The 18115-nt window shown below is 33.9% G+C and carries 19 protein-coding genes; 8 read left to right on the top strand and 11 right to left on the bottom strand.

Annotation, left to right across the window (positions count from 1 at the left end; genetic code table 11):
* Window positions 1–575: 575 nt before the first annotated feature.
* Window positions 576–1184 (bottom strand): hypothetical protein, encoded by a 609-nt coding sequence (locus tag ACMT7R_RS02090; RefSeq protein WP_415309783.1) that lies wholly within the window; start codon window positions 1182–1184, stop codon window positions 576–578.
* A gap of 530 nt (window positions 1185–1714) precedes the next feature.
* Window positions 1715–1918: a hypothetical protein gene (locus ACMT7R_RS02095; protein ID WP_415309784.1), complete on the bottom strand. Its 204-nt coding sequence runs from the start codon at window positions 1916–1918 to the stop codon at window positions 1715–1717.
* Window positions 1919–2156: 238 nt separating this feature from the next.
* Here ACMT7R_RS02095 and ACMT7R_RS02100 point away from each other — a divergent pair, with 238 nt between their 5' ends.
* On the top strand, window positions 2157–2687 hold the full coding sequence (locus tag ACMT7R_RS02100; RefSeq protein ID WP_415309785.1) for a hypothetical protein: 531 nt from the start codon (window positions 2157–2159) through the stop codon (window positions 2685–2687).
* A 14-nt stretch (window positions 2688–2701) separates the two neighbouring features.
* Here the strand turns inward: ACMT7R_RS02100 and ACMT7R_RS02105 are convergent, their stop codons facing one another.
* Window positions 2702–4183, bottom strand: coding sequence for a UbiD family decarboxylase (locus ACMT7R_RS02105; RefSeq protein WP_415309786.1), 1482 nt, complete (start codon window positions 4181–4183; stop codon window positions 2702–2704).
* Window positions 4184–4522, bottom strand: coding sequence for a hypothetical protein (locus tag ACMT7R_RS02110; protein WP_415309787.1), 339 nt, complete (start codon window positions 4520–4522; stop codon window positions 4184–4186).
* Between the two features lie 98 nt (window positions 4523–4620).
* On the opposite strand from ACMT7R_RS02110, the gene ACMT7R_RS02115 reads away from it, so the two are divergent.
* The 3 genes from ACMT7R_RS02115 to ACMT7R_RS02125 all read left to right on the top strand — a co-directional run bounded on the left by ACMT7R_RS02115 (window position 4621) and on the right by ACMT7R_RS02125 (window position 8346).
* Window positions 4621–4794, top strand: a complete 174-nt coding sequence (locus tag ACMT7R_RS02115) for a hypothetical protein (RefSeq protein ID WP_415309788.1) — start codon at window positions 4621–4623, stop codon at window positions 4792–4794.
* A gap of 98 nt (window positions 4795–4892) precedes the next feature.
* Complete coding sequence (locus tag ACMT7R_RS02120) at window positions 4893–6167, top strand: metallophosphoesterase family protein (RefSeq protein ID WP_415309789.1); 1275 nt, start codon at window positions 4893–4895, stop codon at window positions 6165–6167.
* Window positions 6168–6195: 28 nt separating this feature from the next.
* On the top strand, window positions 6196–8346 hold the full coding sequence (locus ACMT7R_RS02125; RefSeq protein WP_415310543.1) for an AAA family ATPase: 2151 nt from the start codon (window positions 6196–6198) through the stop codon (window positions 8344–8346).
* Between the two features lie 377 nt (window positions 8347–8723).
* Here ACMT7R_RS02125 and ACMT7R_RS02130 read toward each other — a convergent pair whose 3' ends face one another.
* Both ACMT7R_RS02130 and ACMT7R_RS02135 read right to left on the bottom strand, forming a co-directional pair.
* Complete coding sequence (locus ACMT7R_RS02130) at window positions 8724–9017, bottom strand: hypothetical protein (protein WP_415309790.1); 294 nt, start codon at window positions 9015–9017, stop codon at window positions 8724–8726.
* 54 nt (window positions 9018–9071) lie between these two features.
* A complete protein-coding gene (locus ACMT7R_RS02135; protein WP_415309791.1) occupies window positions 9072–10688 on the bottom strand; it encodes an ATP-binding protein in 1617 nt (538 codons plus the stop codon).
* Between the two features lie 285 nt (window positions 10689–10973).
* Here ACMT7R_RS02135 and ACMT7R_RS02140 point away from each other — a divergent pair, with 285 nt between their 5' ends.
* Window positions 10974–11777, top strand: a complete 804-nt coding sequence (locus ACMT7R_RS02140; protein WP_415309792.1) for an inositol monophosphatase family protein — start codon at window positions 10974–10976, stop codon at window positions 11775–11777.
* A 205-nt stretch (window positions 11778–11982) separates the two neighbouring features.
* A complete protein-coding gene (locus ACMT7R_RS02145) occupies window positions 11983–12270 on the top strand; it encodes a hypothetical protein (RefSeq protein ID WP_415309793.1) in 288 nt (95 codons plus the stop codon).
* 72 nt (window positions 12271–12342) lie between these two features.
* Here ACMT7R_RS02145 and ACMT7R_RS02150 read toward each other — a convergent pair whose 3' ends face one another.
* From ACMT7R_RS02150 to ACMT7R_RS02165, 4 genes are all read right to left on the bottom strand, one after another.
* Window positions 12343–13242, bottom strand: coding sequence for a B12-binding domain-containing protein (locus ACMT7R_RS02150; RefSeq protein WP_415309794.1), 900 nt, complete (start codon window positions 13240–13242; stop codon window positions 12343–12345).
* Window positions 13243–13481: 239 nt separating this feature from the next.
* Entirely contained in the window at window positions 13482–14741 is a 1260-nt protein-coding gene (locus ACMT7R_RS02155) for an NAD(P)-dependent malic enzyme (RefSeq protein WP_415309795.1), read from the bottom strand.
* Between the two features lie 120 nt (window positions 14742–14861).
* The gene (locus ACMT7R_RS02160) at window positions 14862–15371 is read right to left on the bottom strand and encodes a hypothetical protein (RefSeq protein ID WP_415309796.1); all 510 of its coding nucleotides are present in this window, start codon (window positions 15369–15371) and stop codon (window positions 14862–14864) included.
* Window positions 15334–15774 carry a hypothetical protein gene (locus ACMT7R_RS02165; RefSeq protein WP_415309797.1) on the bottom strand — a complete coding sequence of 147 codons (441 nt, stop codon included), beginning with the start codon at window positions 15772–15774 and terminating at the stop codon, window positions 15334–15336. Before ACMT7R_RS02165 ends, ACMT7R_RS02160 begins: the two co-directional genes overlap by 38 nt.
* 120 nt (window positions 15775–15894) lie before the next feature.
* On the opposite strand from ACMT7R_RS02165, the gene ACMT7R_RS02170 reads away from it, so the two are divergent.
* Window positions 15895–16428, top strand: coding sequence for a hypothetical protein (locus tag ACMT7R_RS02170; protein ID WP_415309798.1), 534 nt, complete (start codon window positions 15895–15897; stop codon window positions 16426–16428).
* An 848-nt stretch (window positions 16429–17276) separates the two neighbouring features.
* On the opposite strand, the gene ACMT7R_RS02175 is transcribed toward ACMT7R_RS02170, so the two are convergent.
* Entirely contained in the window at window positions 17277–17552 is a 276-nt protein-coding gene (locus ACMT7R_RS02175; RefSeq protein WP_415309799.1) for a hypothetical protein, read from the bottom strand.
* Window positions 17553–17702: 150 nt separating this feature from the next.
* Here ACMT7R_RS02175 and ACMT7R_RS02180 point away from each other — a divergent pair, with 150 nt between their 5' ends.
* Window positions 17703–17936, top strand: a complete 234-nt coding sequence (locus ACMT7R_RS02180; RefSeq protein ID WP_415309800.1) for a hypothetical protein — start codon at window positions 17703–17705, stop codon at window positions 17934–17936.
* Window positions 17937–18115: the final 179 nt, after the last annotated feature.

Here is an 18115-nt window from a genome sequence, read left to right on the forward strand (position 1 = left end):
GTCACCCCCTATTACATAGTAATGACATAAATAATTCAAATAGAAGGGAAGATTTACAACAGACGGTGGAGACAAGACTTAGTTCATAGGAAAGATGAAAGTCCAGATAGTAAATTTTTTGTACTATAGACTTCATCCAGACGCCGACAAATTGAAAAGGGAGTTAGATGGTTAATGTGTTATTTAGATAAATCCTTTTAATCAAAAGAGAATACTTTTGTATGCAATGGATATGAACTGGTTTAGCTGATTTATCTAGATCGACTAACAGGGGTTCTCTTTTCATATAAATATGAAATCAATCCTCCCAATGGTCTTACGCTTTAATCTTTTTCACATCGAAATAATCCCGTAGATGTTTGGTATTATGCGGATATAGAAAATTGAATAGAATGCTTCCGATTTTCCAATGCAATTTTAATGGTTTAGCAATTTAGCCCAGATACGACCAAACAGAAAAAATCCTTAAATAAAAAGAATAATCTAGGACCAAAAATCCCTCAAAGGGTCATTAATGGTATCTGTGACAGAAATAGTCACAACCAAATAAATGAATTTAAAGAACTGGTATTACTTTACTTCCATAACCATGTCTTTGTCCAGTCAGTACCATTGCTGTCCTTCCAATAGAGATAGAGACCAACCTTGCCATCAATACTTTTCATCTCCTTAATGTCCGATTCGAAAAACATGCTCCCCTTCAAAAGCAGATTACCCTCGTCATCATACTCTCCAGTATCTGCGGCCGTGAATGTTGCTACACTGTCACCTTTGACTATCATTCCTTTCCCTGCGCTGCTTATAGAAGGTAATGAATACGTTGACACGTAAGTACCATACTCAGTAACATTTCCTATTCCTATCATGTTTCCCTCTGCTTTATACGAGTCCTTTGTTTGTTGTGGATTAATACTTACTACTTCTTTTCCTGTGTCTACCGAGTCTGTTAATTCATAGAATGGTTCTCCAAATGCCGTTATCATTGCATCTACGGTAGATTCTGGGTCATGAAAAAATGTGTTATTTTCAGACCTAATAGACGAGCTGTTTTGATCAATTACTGATGCATGCGCCTCGTTCGCTATTTGGATGGTACCACCTGACAATGCGGTTATCAGAAGAAGTGGAAGCGACGCAAAAACAATTACAAAACATCGAAGAAGCTTATTTTTGGACTTCATCATATCTACGTGTTCGATGGGGTTTATATTAAGATTTTATATTCAACAAAAAAATATAATATACATATTTGATTCAGATTGCATTAACTCCAAAAAGTTTTGCTAAATAGCCGAAGTAATATTCATTTTCGGTATTCATTCTATTGAGTTAGTTTGATTTAGAGATGCTGATAATATTATCTTCAAGACTCACTGATTGATGCGGTATTTTAGCTTTGCAATACAAATAATATTGTTTCCAAAACCATCTTGTATAGGGAAGTATGAAATCCTATAGTTTTTTACAAATAAACTAAAAATTTGAAGTCTTTTAGTATTTTTGCTATGTTTTTTGCATATAAGATAAATATCAATGGCCTATAACTACAATTGAACCATTTGGTAGGCTGGAGTTATATTGTTATATGTGAAAAATGCGGGTATATTTCCACGGAGAAATTGCCCGAAGATAAAGCAAAAAAACTATTACACGAACACGAGGAGAGTTCTGAAATCTGTACGACAGGTCACATAAAACTGATGAAAGTTAGAACCTAAATTGCATTAACTACGCCTGCACTCTTGTAAAGCATTTTTACACACTCAGAATATGTTCTATATTTGAACTTTATCTCATCTATAGGTATATCCTTGTCAAGACGATCTTTTGTTGTGTCAATCTTGTACTTGTTTGCTATATCGTCCAAAATTGTATTCAAGGTAGAGTTAGTGTAAGATTCAACTATCAGGCGGTTCATACTCAATTATTCTCTTCCTAGTATTTATTCTTCTACATTCATCTTTATTAATTTTATATTATCTTGTTTTTTTCTATTGTACCAACCTTTCGTACACCCAATAACGAATTTGATTTTAATAGAATCACTAAACAGATAGATTTCTGCATTCTAAAAATAAATAAAGTTTTATCAAAATTGAAGTTTCTTTACCCCAATATTGTATCAATATAATATTATGATGGCATTATCTGCCATAATGCCAATCAATACGGATATTACGTATTGTTTATTATGTCACGTCATTACATCCTTTCGATACATGAATTTTGATTACTATTTTTTTGCTTTTTCAGGAACGCTTGGGGGATTGATGGCCACCGTTTGCATGACCATCTTCGAAATTCCGTTTTGGAAAAAGTGGGGATTAAAGGGAATTTTAGAATGGCATGAAAACCAGATACTGTATAGCAAACTGACTAATAATAATCCAGATAGGTTAAACTTCTTTGGTATTTTCTTATTACATTTTGTTAATGGAGTACTAGGCGGATTGGGCTTTTCCATTTTGTTGATCCTGATTCCTTTTCAGATTTCAATAATATACATTGTAGGATTAATTTACGGTCCTGTTTTATGGATTTTGACACTGCTTCCTATACATAAACCCATTACTAGTGTTGATCCTTTTAGTCACCCTCAAGGGTTTGGCCCCCTTGTTGTAAGTCTATTTGGTCATATAATATATGGTCTCATACTTTCATGGGGATTTCTGCTATTCAACCAATAAAAATTACAGGTTACTTAAAGATACTTGTTTGGATCTATATTTTCAGCTCCAGGAATTCTTGCAATTTCAAATCTCTCTTTTTCCTTCAAGAAAGATATAGTTGCGTCAATACCCAATTTTGTTGTCAGGAGATTAGTTTGATCACTTGATGGGTCTAAACTTGAACCCTTGGTGTTAGGTATCATCACAAAGTCTCTGTCTGCCTGAGTTCGAGTGGAAATAGCGTATTCGACTTCCACTGGATTTCGTGGATTAATGTCTTCATCAACAATAATTGCTGACTTGAGGGATGGATGAGCCGCAAAAGCAGTAAGTATCGCATTCTTTGGTTCGCCTTCTAATCTTTTCTTTATTTGTATTACAGCAGTCAACCAGTTACTTCCGCCATCGGACAGATGAACGGATTTTGTAGTAGGAACGGTATTCTTGACATAACTCAAAATCTTTGCTTCAATAGGCAAGCCCATTAGCAATCTATGCTCGGTATAACCTGGCAAAATGTCGTAGTAAATAGGGTTATCCCTATACCATATATTACTAATTTCAAATATTGGTTGTTTTCTTCTAAAGTCATATGTTCTAAGCATTTCGACCATCCACTCTTCTGCAACTTCATCATGCAATATTTTACCCTCTATTACGACTTCACTAAATTTCGGTATCAGCAGATCCGAGTAACTACTCTTTGTTAGAAGTAACTTGCCATCCAAAAGATAATTCGCTATCGAGGTTTCATCAACACCATAAGAGGCTTGATAGGCTGCAGCAATATTAATTGCGGGATGTATGCCGATCACAACACTTATTTTCATATCTTCTTTGTGTTCCTTAGCATAGGTATAAGACTTGTGAAGATGTCTGCCTTCGACCATTCTGATTACCATTTGACTGTTGTTTAGTAATAACATCCTATGTATGGAAGAATTTTGATTACCGTTCTCTTGATCCTTTACATATACCGTCGACGAAGTTACGAAAGGACCAGCATCTTTTTCAAAATGACTTACAATAGGAAGATCATACAAGTTGCGCGTACTGTTACTATTAAAAGGGGCTTCTAAAGAAAAATCCTTGGGATAATATTCAGTCCCTATACTGGCCAATTGAGATAAATCTATTTGATTGTTAGTAGAATTTACAGCCAGGAAAAATCGTTCCCTTGTTCCCAACAGATTGCAAGCGACCCTAAATTTAGATTCGTCAACATTTGTAAAAATTAGTGCCTCCTTGTTGTCGAACTTACTAACAATTGCTGCGAGTTCAAACTTTTTCTTTACTTTCTTGTTAATAGTAATTAATTCATTTTTTTCTGAAAGAATCTGTAGAAAACCCCTGAGATCATTTCCTATCCCTTTGTCAAAATCTTTTCCGTTGTAGGGTTTGTTCTTACTGCTATTTGACTTTGAAGCAAAATTTAATCCCGACTTCGAAAATACTTTATCTGTCCCTCTCGTTGATTTACGTCCTTTGCTAAAGCCTGTCTTTTTCGTAGTCATTTACTTTTCCTCTATCATTGAAAGTATCTTTTCATTGATTATCTTCATATCATCTAGATGTAATTTATTTTTTGTGTACAACGAAATCACACAAATTCCATTTTTCATCAAAGATATTCTAGTTGACAAAGTATCAATAAAGAGTTGATCGTTTTTGTCCGGGATTACCCTCGCTGTATTTGATTTATTTGTAACAGATAGAGAAACAGATATGGATCCTAATTTTGATTCATTTTCAGATATAGAAATAAAATTGCCGTTATCAAAACTCAGAATGTTAAGAATAAACTTTCTCCCTAAAGAATTTGAGAATATCTCGATAGGATTATTATTTGGCATCCTCTACAATCAGAAGAAATCTTATACTGTTAAATCTTTCTAAAATCATTTTGGAATAAATATCTATATTATTCAGGCAATTCTTATTATTAAATTAAATGAAAAATTTGCAGATTGATGATATCACATATAAAAGACTCCAGTCATTGCTTGATGAATTTATTTCTGCAAAAAAGCAAGATTTGGATATGAATGATCTGCTAAATGATCTAATAGACAATTATCAGGAATCTCAATGGGGTACACTTGGAGCAAGTGCAGGTGGTGGATGAAGGTAGCGAGGAGAATTGTCGATTAAAATGTTGTCAATTGTGTATTGATATACAAAAAATTAATGAATAAAATATGGTGTTGATCTTTTTAGTTGTAGTTGCTCATTTCTCATATCTCTGACATTCATCTAGGATATTCCCAATTTAGCCTCCAAGAGAGGGAGGAGGATTTATACGAAGTCTTTGAAGAATCAATTGAAAAATCCATCAGGGAACACGTAAAGGCCATAATCTTATCCGGAGATATATTCCATAATCCGAAACCAAATGGTGCTCCCATAGTAAGACTAGCAAGGGAACTAAAAAAACTAAAGGAGAAGTCCGTATTAGTTTTTTTTATCTTAGGTGAGCACGACATAAGTAGATCAAATGATGTCCCTTTGCCTTACTTGTTTCATAATTTGGGATTGGCAAGGCGACTAAGGCCCGATTCCCCCGTCCAGGTCGAAGGTGTGCTAATTTATGGTTTTAACAAGGAACGCCGATCAAACATTGAGAAGGGGTTGATAAAACCTTTCAAAGTGTTAGAGTCTATAGTAAAAAGTGATGAACAAAAATATACCCATGACAATAAAAGACCTAGTAAAATATTGGTACTTCATCAAGGGTTAAATGATTTCAATAAATTCGCAGGGGAGATATCTTCAAGTGACTTGCCATCAGGTTTTGATTATTATGCTATGGGTCACTATCATGATCACATTGAAAAACGTTTTTCCTGTATTAATGACGGGTTGGTGGCATATCCTGGATCAATTGATCTAGGTCACAGTGAACCAATATCAAATGTTGAAAAGGGATTCTTATTGGTTGATATATCTGATAGCCCTAAAGGCGTAAACACTCAATGGATAAAATTAGAACGAAGGAGACCGCAATTAGCATATCAAGTCGATTATTCTAATATTAGTATCAATTTGAATTCTATAATTAAGGAAACCTCGGGTTATTCCAAAAAACCAGTAGTCGATCTTCAGATAGTCGGCTCGAATATAGATCAGAAAATTCTAGCCAGGCAGCTAATATCGTTAGAAAATACAACGCTACATTACAATTGGAGTATTACAGATGCCCAGCATTCCGATATGACCGGATATTCTTATGATAAAGACAAGGGATTTGATATGGATAAAGAGATGTCGACATTGATACAAAAATCATTGGGGTCAATGCCTCTTGCAGACCTTTCTTTGGATCTAATCCAGTCATTCAACGATAATCATGAATCCCCTTATAACGATGGACTGAATAAGAAGAAGAGAGAGCAGATTGCTAAATTTCTATGGGAATTTTATGAATCTAATAGATCCTCATATGAGAATCCAAAAGTAGATATCAATAACATGCCATCAGAAGAGTCGGAAGAGAAGTAGGAGGAGATACGAACTGATCAAAAAACTTATCCTGAATAATTTCTTATCACATACAGATACATCACTGGATTTGCATCCCGGCATTACAGTCTTCGTTGGACATAATGGATCCGGTAAATCGAGTATTATTGACTCCATCACATTTGCCCTTTTTAATGAACACACACGGAAATCAAACAAGAATTTGTTGACAAGAGGGATGGATTCAAGCATTAGTAATGAAGCTGGATCCCATGTGATCATGAAATTCTCTATTGGGTCTTCTGAATATCGTGTACAAAGACAGATTGATGTTCAGGGTCGACTCATCTCTGCTAAATTGGAACAGGCAGTAAAACATGGAGGACCATTAGAAAAACAAGCAACTAACAGAAACATTGACTCTAATATAACTTACAGACCAATTATTTCTGGCGAGCGAAAGCAACTTGGAGAATCAGTTATCCATGAGATCGAAGCCATAATGGGATTGGATTATTCCAAATTACAGATTGCTGGCATAATCCAGCAAGGTGAAATAAGCAAGATAATAGATTCCCAGCCAAAGGAGTTCAAAGAATTGTTAAATAGTATGATTGGATTGGATCGATTAGATACATCTTTCCATAATATGCATGGAGTAATTGAAGAATTTCGAAGAATGTTAAGAGAAAAAACTTCGGGATATGATGATAATCAGATAGACATTTTGGTAACACGAATTAAAAATAATGAAACAAAATTATCAAAAACCAAAGAACTGTTAGGCGACATCTTGTTACAAGTTGCTAGCAAGACGGATGCAATGATCAGGCTTGAGAGGCAAATCGAAATTTTGGAACCTAAGATAATCAAATTATCGGAACTCAAATCACTTGAAAACACCCTATTGAAATATTTCAAAGAACGATCAAACTCATTAAGAAAGGAGATAGACCATTTAAATCGTGTAATAAAAGATGTTAAGAAGTCACTTAATATTTTGAAGGACAAAGAAAGAACATTTATTACTATTCAGATGGTTAAATCTGAGAAAGACGATCTAAATGATAGGGTAAACAAAATAGTTGGAGAGATAGGCAAACTAGAAGGACTTACAGAATGTGCACAAAAAATTCAGATTATAGATGGAAAATGTCCAGTGTGTAACTCAAAGATCGTATCCATCAATCATATGTTTGATATCTCCCATATAACTAAACAATTGCATCAAAAAATCACTGAAAAAAAGTTAATGAGTACAGAGTTGTCAAAACTCAACAAAGAGGAATTCGATTTAAAAAAAAGAGAAAAAGAGATTATTGAAGCAGATCGAACCTTATTAAATTATGATTATAGTCCACAATTTAGTATCGAAAACATGCAAAGTAATCTAAGTAATTTAAATAAAGAATATCTTGAATTGTCTATACTCTCTTTGGAGAACTTGGATAATGTCGATCTGTCTATTCTTAAATTGGATGAATACTCTTCCAATTTGATTGAACAGATAGAAGATTTGAGAATTAAGGTGATTGATGCTGATCATGAAGCCTTTCAACAAAAAAAGGCCCTCAAGAATTCTCTATCAAAAGAAATAATACATGTTCATAATCAAAAAGCTGTATATGAAAAAACTATTTCAGATATAGAAAAAGAAAACTATGACCTTGGTATTTTGATTTCTGAATTAAAGTCAATATCCCTATTTATAGCTGATCTCGAAAAGATACGTTCTCTCATTTTCAATAGAGATGGATTTGTTAGTTCAAGCTTGAGAACAAGGGCATTGAGTTTGATATCTGCAAAAGCCTCAGAATATATACAGATTTTTAACGTAGGATTGTCGAGAATATCTCTGGTTGAAAAGCCTAGAGAGATAAAAGTGGTTTGCTTTGGTAATCGTGGAGAAATAGATACGAACTCATTAAGTGGAGGTGAAAAAGTCGCAGTATCCCTTGCAATTAGGATGGGAATAGCCTTTCTAATGGGTGCCTCAAAGATCGATTTTATTATCTTAGATGAGCCTACAACTAATCTAGATGAAGAAAGACGTCGATCCTTTGTAAAGATCGTTTCGGAGATATTTGATAAAGGTGCTGGCCCTATAAATCAGTTAATCATAATCACACATGACGAAGAGATTTTTGAGGACTCAGAGATTGAACAAGTTTACAAATTCCAAATGACCGAGAGAGGTTCACTAGTGAAAACAATATGAATATTTAGGTAAAATAGTAAAAATTGGATAAAAGCAGAAAGGTTAATACATCTTCAAAATCATAAAATTCATCAGCAGCTTACGATGAAATTACCGCGTTTACCTCGAGAAGCAAGAAGGACAAGAAAACCTCTTCAAGACAACTGGGTCAAATATCCAACCAAGACTTTTTGGATCCAGTGTACATACCAAAAATGCAATTACTATTGGCGTTATTCTGGCGGGAAAAATTGGGCCGAATGTCCTATCTGCCACTCAATAAGCAAAGTATCCATTGCAAGAAAATGTTTCAAGTTTAATAATCCAGAGTTATGACCATAATAAAAAATGCAAATTAGAAAAAACCTATTTGTTCACCGGTTCATTTATCAACGATTCTATTCATTAACAAAGTAAGAGTTTTCATCTTCCGCAATTAACAATTGGATGTTGTCTCCTGTTTGCCTTTGATTCAAATCTTTATCAGAAGGATTGTTATTTACAGATAATTTTCCTGACTTAACATAAATTATTAGTGTTTTTTTCTGTCCGAAATTTCTTGGTATCGTCTGCAAAAAGAAATTCAAGGTATAAATGTCTTCAAAAGTTTCACTTGCTAGTTCTTTAAGACAGTCATCATAAAGTTTAAGGTTTGTAAGCTTTCCGGAATTAGAAATCTTGACAATATTCATTATCTTGAAAATGAATACTATTGTTACTAATTTATGCTTTTTTAAGAGCGCTAGTTACTCTATGTATTCTTCTTCAATATAGTTTTCTCTAATAAACAATCGACTATCTTCAACTGACAACTTCTTTTTCTCTTTTGTATTTTTCCATTCATTGACTGGTTCGGGATCTTTACCCATCATCCTTTCTAATATTTCATCTATCTTTATAAAAGAAGGCAGGTTTACCCATTGTCCTACTAGTAATGCTTCTCCGGGGTTTAGTGAAGGTAACTGTTCAATTATCTTACCATTTATTGACTCACTAGATGATTCAATTTGGGATTGATCCTCTTGTTGAACTAATTTCATTATTGCTAGTGAACCCATTTGACTCAATACATTTGGGTCCAAGGTTCTTGGTCTCTGAGATACAATTATCAAACCAACCCCAAATTTTCTGCCTTCTCTTGCAACCTTTGAGGCGATATATTTAGTATCAGTACTCTCATTCTTAGGCATAAAGACATGAGCTTCTTCTACAACGACTATGACTGGACTATGGAACAATATTTGATTTTTGTTTTGATAATTAGTTTTTAGACTTTGACCCTTTGCCAACTTTCTATGGTACAATATAGATTCAAGATAAAACGCTATGGCAACATTTGCCTGCTTCTCAGTAAACTCTATCAAATTTATTATATTAATACAGCCTTCTCTAATTTGAGACACAGGGTCTAACGCATCTGGAATCAGTATATTGTCGAATCTTCGCCTGGCTTCCTTGATTTTATCGATAACTCTATCCGCTGAACTTGTGAATCTTTTTTCCTTAGATCCTATCCCTGTGATATTTTTTTCCAATTCCTCCCAAAAACCATCTCCTGTTCTTGTTTTCAATTCATCATTCTCAAATGCCTTTAAGAGGATAGTATTTTGAATGTCTGCATTTTCTCTTATTTCTATCACTTCGGCAAACTTATCTGACGTCAATAACCTGGGATTTATTCGGGCTTGCATAAAGTTAATGTTCTCACCTTTTAGAAATCGATATTCATCATGATAATCAAAAATTACCATTGTGCCTGGAATTTTCGCGATAGATTTTGCAATCACACTGACTAAATTGCTCTTTCCCATACCTGTCATCGCCAAAATACCCAAATGCCTAGTTGTCATCTTGTTTGTATTGACCTTTACATTCACATTTGTGTTTCTTAGAAGAGTACCAATTTTTATCCATGATTCTTCCTCAGAGTCAAAGATATCTCTCAGATCTTCCCTTCTTGCCCTATACACTTCAGTGCCTGGGAGTGGAGGTATTTCTGGTAAAATGGATTTGGATCTTTTGAGCAATTCTTGTAAACCCAATATCTTAACGTTCACTTTAAAACTCTTGTCTCTTTTGTTTATTTCAGCAACAATTTTGCTTTCCAATGCCTCTTCAAAATTGGAGATTTCGTCTAATGCATCACTTTTGATGAAGCAGGATTCGACCACTCCTAGAATACTCTTATTCTCCCCGTTGGCAATTGTAATATACTCCCCTAAACCAACAGGTTCCTTTCCTTCAAATGTTATGTAACCAGGTTTAGTAACGCCAATAACGACACCCAAAAGTTCACCGTCTATTCTAGTTTGATTTAGGTCCAAATCACTCTCAGAATTTACTTCGCCAACTTCATCCATCATCTATGATACGTTCGTATCAGGTATTTTTATTACTTGTTATCTAAAACTGGCTTGAGTTATCAAAATTAAGTCTGAATATACGATTAGGAAAATTCAGCTCAAAATCATTTGTAAGAAATAGATAAATCTGAGCAAGGATCAGCTGGAATACCCTCTAAACAATGAAATCAATATTCGTGATTTCTTGACTTTTTATTATGTTTATCGCATAACGTGATTACACTCTAAGTGTATTCATTCCATAGTTTTTATGTGCTTATCAGATTAATATTGATGTGATTTGATGTGTCAGTTTTGGATATATTAAAGGAATGTGCCATCAATGTTTATGATAATACAAAGGATGTAATAGGTACGCTTGAAGGAAAGAAAAAATTCGGCGTAGGTGCAGGTGGCGATGTTTCGACTAGAATTGATCTGATAGCTGAAAGATCAGTTTTTGACATCTTGAAAAAGAACGCCTTTGATCCAAATGTTGTTGGCGAGGAGTGTGGTTTAGTTGAGGGTAAAGATGCAGGCATAATAGTGATGGATGGAGTGGATGGAACAACCAATGCAAATTGTGGATTGCCTTTTTATTGTTGTTCTCTTGCTTATTCTCCAGATATGAATCTTACTTCAGTAACCGATTCAGTAGTATTTAATCTAGTATCTGGTGATATCTTTTATGCATCCAAATCAAAGGGCTCTTTTATGAATGGAAAAAGACTTTCTACCATCAAAGATCCTTCACTAGCAATTGATGAAATGGTTATTGGCCTCAATATCTCTGGATTATCTAGGGAACATTTTAATTCGATATCTAACCTAGTTTCATCTATCAACCACGTAAGACATTTAGGCGCCAACGCATTGGAATTATGTTATTTTGCACGTGGATCGATTGATGCATACATTGATGTCAGAGATAAGATCCGATCAATCGATATGGCGGCATGTTATCTGATAGCAAAGGAAGCCGGCGGGCTGATTTTCGATACTACGGGAAGAGAATTGAATTGTGGCCTTTCTGTGGATTCACGGATGTCGTTTATCGCAGTTGCAAATATTGAAATGTACAATTGGATCAAAAATTTGATAAGTGAATAATCGTATTTTAATAATATCCTGATTACTTACATTGTCAAAAATTATAAGATTCAGGTGAGCATAACCATTTCTTTTGGTTAGAGTTGATTGTGGTTATAGAAGTAGAGTCCAATAACGATTAACGATCAATACTTTTCAAAAAATTTGGTATGGTTGGTGACGATTAGATAAAAGAATTTAATAACGCCAACAAAGTATTAGTCTTGTGGATTTTTTTCATAAGAAATATTCATGTGAAATAGATGGAGAAAAGTTTGCGTCAGAGGACGAATTAATGGAACACTATCGAACAATTCATCATAAGATGATATTAAAGTGTCACAAATGCGGAAAGCAATTTATTCATGAGAAGGATAGGCTACATCATGTTCGCGAAGAACATGAGAAGGAAATGGATGCTAGAGTTCACAAAAGCGAGCACAAACATAAGGGAACGGGAAATCCTCAAGACCAAGTGGACTCAAATATGCGAAACTTCGGAGACAATTTCTAACACAATTAGCAGAATTTTTCTATCTGTTATTTTTATTTTAGTTTTACCCCGTTATAGATCGTTTGATCATCTTTATTCGTACAACTTTTTGTTTTTCGGGTGATTTTTTAATACCAATTTTACCGTTTTGATGAGTGAATCTATAGTTGAATTGACAATTAAAGTAACATTTGGACCAGTGGATTCTAATCTTTTCCTTTCCTCATCACTACAATTATTTATAGCCAATCCACCAAGTAGGATCGGTGTTTGAAAACGAGAACTTAAACTATTTATTAATCTTAGGGCTGAACCCATATTGTCACGTAAGGTTACTGATACTAATACTAATTTTGGATTTGATTCTTTCATATGTACTATTACTGAATCGGTTGGAATAGAGGGAGAAATATTTAATACGTTAAAACCTTTTTCTAGCAACACAGATTCAATCATGTTACAAGCAATATTGTGAAGTTCTCCATCCGGAGTACATATTAGGATGCCCCCCAAATTATTACTGGCTTTTGTGGATCTAGTTAATTTATGGATAGCCATATTAGCCATATTACTACAAACATGTTCCGTACCCACATCAATCGTGTTATTTTGCCATAAAATGCCAATTTCGTATAATATGGGCTTGAGAATATTTTCATAAAACATGGATAAACTGCGGCTTTCTCGAAAGTCTTCAACCACTCTTATAATGCTATCAATATTTCCTGACTTTAAACCGTCAAATACATTTTGTCTTAGTTCATTAAGTGTTTGTTCCGGAACTTTCTGCATTGTGATAACAGCCGAAACTAATGACAATATTTTGGGATCATTTTTATATTCTGGTGGGATGTTCTCAATTCTCAAATCACATGATTTGCCCAAATATTTTATTGTTTGTTGGGTTGATATCTTTCTCTTCGAATCCCATTGGCTTTTTACTAAATAATAATAATCAAATCCTTTTACCTTTTTTACGCGGATGAATACCATGACAAAAAGAGTTATATACTGTTAGATATTAACATAGTGCTAATTACTTAGACTAGTGCTAACTTTATAAGTAATGATATTTGTTAAATAGATAAGCAAGCATGACGCAAAACAAAATACTTGTAATTCATGATTAAAGCTACTATTATCCTCTCAATACCGGTTGCAAATAGTTGTAATAATAAGAGGACCTATTTAATACATGAAGTGAGTTTTCTCTCAAACTGGTAATTAAATAGTTAGGGATTTATTAACTTTCGATTGACAATGTAATCCTTTACTGACTTTGTAACCACCGGAAGTATTCTAGGATCATTTATTTTTGGGATTATGTAGGTTTTCGATAGATGTTTGATATCAATTAGATCTGCTATTGATTTTGACACTGCAATCAAAATATCTTCATCCAAGTTCTTTATCCTTAAATCCAATAACGCCCTAAATATCGCTGGAAACACAACTGCATTGTTTATTTGGTTGGGGAAATCGGAACGACCAGTGCCTACTATTGCCGCTCCTGCTCTAACAGCTTCCAGCGGTAATATCTCCGGAGCTGGGTTGCTAAGTGCAAATATTATTGGATTCTTATTCATTGTTTTGATCATATTGGCATCTAGTAAGTTTCCTATCCCAGATGTTCCGATAAATACATCCGCTTCTTTAATGGCCGTTGTTATGTCTCCTTTTATTTTCCTCTTGTTTGAATTTAATGCTATTTCCTTCTTGAAGGGGTTTATCTTAGGAACAGGATACTGAGCCTTGTTAGATACAGGTGGACTTGGATTATTATTATTGGTATCTCTTCCTTCATAAATAGCTCCTCTCTTGTCTAATACTATAATATCTTTGAATCTGGCCTTGTTTAAAATTTTAAATATTCCATATCCCGCCGAACCTGCTCCTGCTATAACCACATTGGTTTCCTCTATTCTTTTGTTTAATAGTCTCAATGCATTTAATAAAGCCGCCATAGTTATTACCGCCGTACCGTGTCTATCGTCATGAAAGACTGGTATTGACATTTCACGTTGGAGTATTTCAACAATTTCCAAAACTTTTGGTGATTCGATATCTTCTATGTTAATGGCTCCAAAGGATGGCTCTATAGATTTTACAAAACTAATAATTTCCTCCTTACCTCTGAGAGATATACATAAAGGAAATGCGTTGACGTTAGCCAAAGTCTTAAACAATACTGATTTGCCTTCCATTACTGGCAACGCACCTTCCGGACCAATGTTTCCCAATCCGAGAACTCTTGTTCCGTCACATACGATAGCAATGGTGTTCCATTTAGATGTATACTCATAAGCCAAATTCCTGTCTTTACTTATCTCTTCGGAAACAAATGCTACACCTGGCGTGTAGATCGAACTAAGTGTTCCTTTTCCATACTCTCCTTCAGTTTCAAAGATATTATCTGAAGAAATTCTGCTACTTATCTCGATTTTTCCTCTAAGGATTCGATGAAGGTTTAAAGCATCCTCTTTTAATGTCAATAGGTCTTTATTTATATAGAATCCATATAAACAGATTATCCCACTGAATATGTTTACCTCTGAGAACTTTTCAGAAATTCTTCATAATGTTTCCAAAGAAGTAGGTAAATATATAAAAAACTAATTTAGAAATGATGCGTTAACAATTACATTTCTTACCTCAGAAAGCCTTTTTCTTAAAGTCATGATATTTATATTTGCAGCAGAGGCGATTCTGGCTTGCGATATTTTTTGTTTATGTTTTCTGCAAGTAATGTATAAAATGGCTGCAGCGATGGAGAGTGAGTTCTTGCCTGAAAAAACATTTTCATTCTGTATTGCTAACAACAAGTCAATCGACTCTCTCGCAGTTCGCTCATTTATATTGGCCTCGTCTGCAATTTTCCTGATAAATATGGTAGGTTTAAACTGGACGTGGGTAATCTTTAATTCTCGCATTAATAACCTGTAACATCTGGCAGCAAATATTTCGTCTGCTTCAACTATTTGTGAAATTTCTGATAGGGTTCTTGGAATATTAACTTTCTTGCAAACCAAATAAACGCAAGCAACTATCATTTCCTTGATCGATCTACCTTTAATTAGGCCCTTTTCAAGAGCTTTCTTGTAGGTGTAATAGTGCTTCTTCAATACACACAGAAGTCAATGACAACTTGTCCTTGATTCTGTTAAGCAGATCAATAACTATCTTTAGATTTCTCTTCTTATTTGAACAACTTACAATTTTGTTGAGAAATTCAATCTTGTTATGTTCTTTTCTGTTAGAAAATCTTTTTGAACTGGTTGCATCGTAATCTGCAATAGATGTAGACATTCCCTTGTCATTCAAAATAATGGAGTGCGGTAGTACAGTGTTGGTGTCACTTCTGTATTTGTAAAAATCGGTGTTCAATTCCGCATCATAAATTCTGTCTTGAACAATAACTCCACAGGTCTTACATAGTTTTTCTCCTTTTTCATAATCATATATTATAGAATGCTGATGATCTGAAGAGACTTTCTCTAATTCGTTAAATAATAAACTATTATACATCGAAGTATGGTAGTTGAGAGACTATAAGTGAAGGTTGTATACTATGTAACCTATGGTATAAATAAATTACAAAAGGTTACAGTTAGTTACAGTTTTAAGCCATGATGTTATGAATACTATATGGCCCTTTCAAACTCAACAGTAAGATCATTTCGAATCGATAAAACCCTTTCAGAAACATTAAATTCTGAAGCTGAACGAATGGGCGTTTCAGTTAATGCCATGATTAATTCAGTCCTTAAACAGTATGCCGAGTTTACAAGATTTCAATCCAAATTAGACCTCCTAGTAATTCACCGTGAAATATTAAGATCATTACTTACAAGACTCGATGAATCTGAGTCATATGCCCTTGGTTTGGACATGGGGAAAGAAATACCTAATGATACAATTCTATTTTGGAAAAAAAATGTTTCTTTTGAATCAGTCTTGGAATATATTGAAAAAATAATATGTACATACGGTTATATCGGGACCTTTGACGAACTAGAGACGGATAAGCACAAGATTATTGTAATCCGACATAGACTAGGTGCGCAGGGTTCGCGATTTTTATTGGGATTCATGAAATCCCTCATAAAACAGACTCTTGATTTGGAACCAGAGATCGATGTAACCGACTATTCTGTCAAGATACAATTCGAGTTAAAATAAAAAACCAATTAATTTTCTGTATTATCAGCGTGACGTAAATGATCAAATAGTCTTGAATGCAATATTCTTTGTATAGGTAAAAAACCTATTAATAGTTAAGACATACTTGAGCAAGAATTCGAGAATAATGCCAAAGCAGTTGAAGAAGTAAACAATGAAGAATGCAAAAGTCTGAAGCCCGTTCGAGCTATATAAGAAAGCCAAAGGGGTATGGAATTAGGAATACATTCTTATACTTACTAGTAATCCGAATTTGTGAATCAACGCATTTGACAATGTCATAACTATTGTGCTAAAATTGAAAGCATAAGACATCTACCTCATTTTTGTCTTACTTGTTCATTAGACCAAACGTTGGTATCATGTTATTTTAAGAATTTTGATATGATTGCTACTTGTCTCGTAGATGATCAAAATTTCCTTTTGTTAAGAATCTTGAACCTTTACTAATGAATATCTCATTTGTGTTTCTGGTTTATAGAACAAAAACACAGCAAGTCCGATGAGCTGAAAAAAAAGATCCTTTGTGGAAAAGATTTATACTAATACATAACATTTTTAAAGGAGCAGATCTAGGTGGCAATGACTGCTCTGATTTAAACTGAATCTTGAGAAGTGAAGTCAAAATTTGTATTGATATATCTATATGGTAAAAGATCTCAATCCCTTTCATTCTTATCGCTTATTGAAATTCAATAGGTAATTTTCGATATGGAACAATCACTTAATTGAACACCTGTGATCTAGATCATGGTCAAAATATTTTTATGCAAATTTGCAATTACTTGATTTCATCTGTTAATCAAAAATGGTCCGGAATTCAAACATTGGGTATAAATCAATTTTTATTAATTGTCAAAATGTACTCTCATGGGGAAATTGACTGATTCGTGAAAGTGAAGATTTCTTAGCCCCCTCTCATTGGATAGGAAATCCTCAATTTTTCCTGAATAGCGAATAATGTTTCCAGTTGTCTCTGGGTTTATTATTTCCGTTACATTCAATGCAATACCATTTTGATAATCGATTTCCCAAAGTTCGTTTCCAATGCTTTCAAGAAGAATATATTCCACAGATTTCGAGGCAGATGAGGCTGGAATGTTGCTTTCTTTATCTGTGTTCAATCACTTTATTTATACATCTGATAGTTATTATATTTATTGTTAAATTCAAGTTAGTTTGTGATGGATAAAAGCACTACAATCTTTCATTCAATATTTCAAAAGATTTTCAATCAGTATGATCTATTTAAGAATTGTTTTATAGTATTTTATATGTCAAATAATCTAGATATTAATTGGTCTGATGCAATCAAGAGAGAAGCTAGAGGCCTCAACGACTATGATTTAGGAGAAGTACAAGAAATAAGTGAAGATTATATTGTCACTGAAAGGGGTATGGTAGATAAGGACAAGTTTATAATTCCCAAAAGCCTAAGTTCTAAATTTGACGGACATACTTTGCATTTGAACTTGTCTCAAGAAGATGCAAATAAATACAAACAATGAGATTTCCAATTATTGCCCAATTAGTTTAGTCAAAATTAAAAAAAACGGGATTTCAATCCAGTTTTTGATGTCCAGCTAATATCTAGAATCGAGTGGAAACGTTTTTTTGTCTATAAAACATTGGAAAAAGTGATTTTACCAGTAATTTCTAAGTAATGGGGAGTATTGAATCTAGTTAG

It is taken from the genome of Candidatus Nitrosocosmicus sp. FF01, from assembly GCF_047711275.1.
Lineage (GTDB): Archaea > Thermoproteota > Nitrososphaeria > Nitrososphaerales > Nitrososphaeraceae > Nitrosocosmicus.

Bases quoted from the DNA above. Each gene is read 5' to 3' on its own strand.
- ACMT7R_RS02090 (WP_415309783.1), bottom strand. From the start codon at position 1,184: ATGATGAAGTCCAAAAATAAGCTTCTTCGATGTTTTGTAATTGTTTTT.
- ACMT7R_RS02095 (WP_415309784.1), bottom strand. From the start codon at position 1,918: ATGAACCGCCTGATAGTTGAATCTTACACTAACTCTACCTTGAATACA.
- ACMT7R_RS02100 (WP_415309785.1), top strand. From the start codon at position 2,157: ATGCCAATCAATACGGATATTACGTATTGTTTATTATGTCACGTCATT.
- ACMT7R_RS02105 (WP_415309786.1), bottom strand. From the start codon at position 4,183: ATGACTACGAAAAAGACAGGCTTTAGCAAAGGACGTAAATCAACGAGA.
- ACMT7R_RS02110 (WP_415309787.1), bottom strand. From the start codon at position 4,522: ATGCCAAATAATAATCCTATCGAGATATTCTCAAATTCTTTAGGGAGA.
- ACMT7R_RS02115 (WP_415309788.1), top strand. From the start codon at position 4,621: ATGAAAAATTTGCAGATTGATGATATCACATATAAAAGACTCCAGTCA.
- ACMT7R_RS02130 (WP_415309790.1), bottom strand. From the start codon at position 9,017: ATGAATATTGTCAAGATTTCTAATTCCGGAAAGCTTACAAACCTTAAA.
- ACMT7R_RS02135 (WP_415309791.1), bottom strand. From the start codon at position 10,688: ATGATGGATGAAGTTGGCGAAGTAAATTCTGAGAGTGATTTGGACCTA.
- ACMT7R_RS02150 (WP_415309794.1), bottom strand. From the start codon at position 13,242: ATGGTATTCATCCGCGTAAAAAAGGTAAAAGGATTTGATTATTATTAT.
- ACMT7R_RS02165 (WP_415309797.1), bottom strand. From the start codon at position 15,774: ATGTATAATAGTTTATTATTTAACGAATTAGAGAAAGTCTCTTCAGAT.
- ACMT7R_RS02170 (WP_415309798.1), top strand. From the start codon at position 15,895: ATGGCCCTTTCAAACTCAACAGTAAGATCATTTCGAATCGATAAAACC.
- ACMT7R_RS02180 (WP_415309800.1), top strand. From the start codon at position 17,703: ATGTCAAATAATCTAGATATTAATTGGTCTGATGCAATCAAGAGAGAA.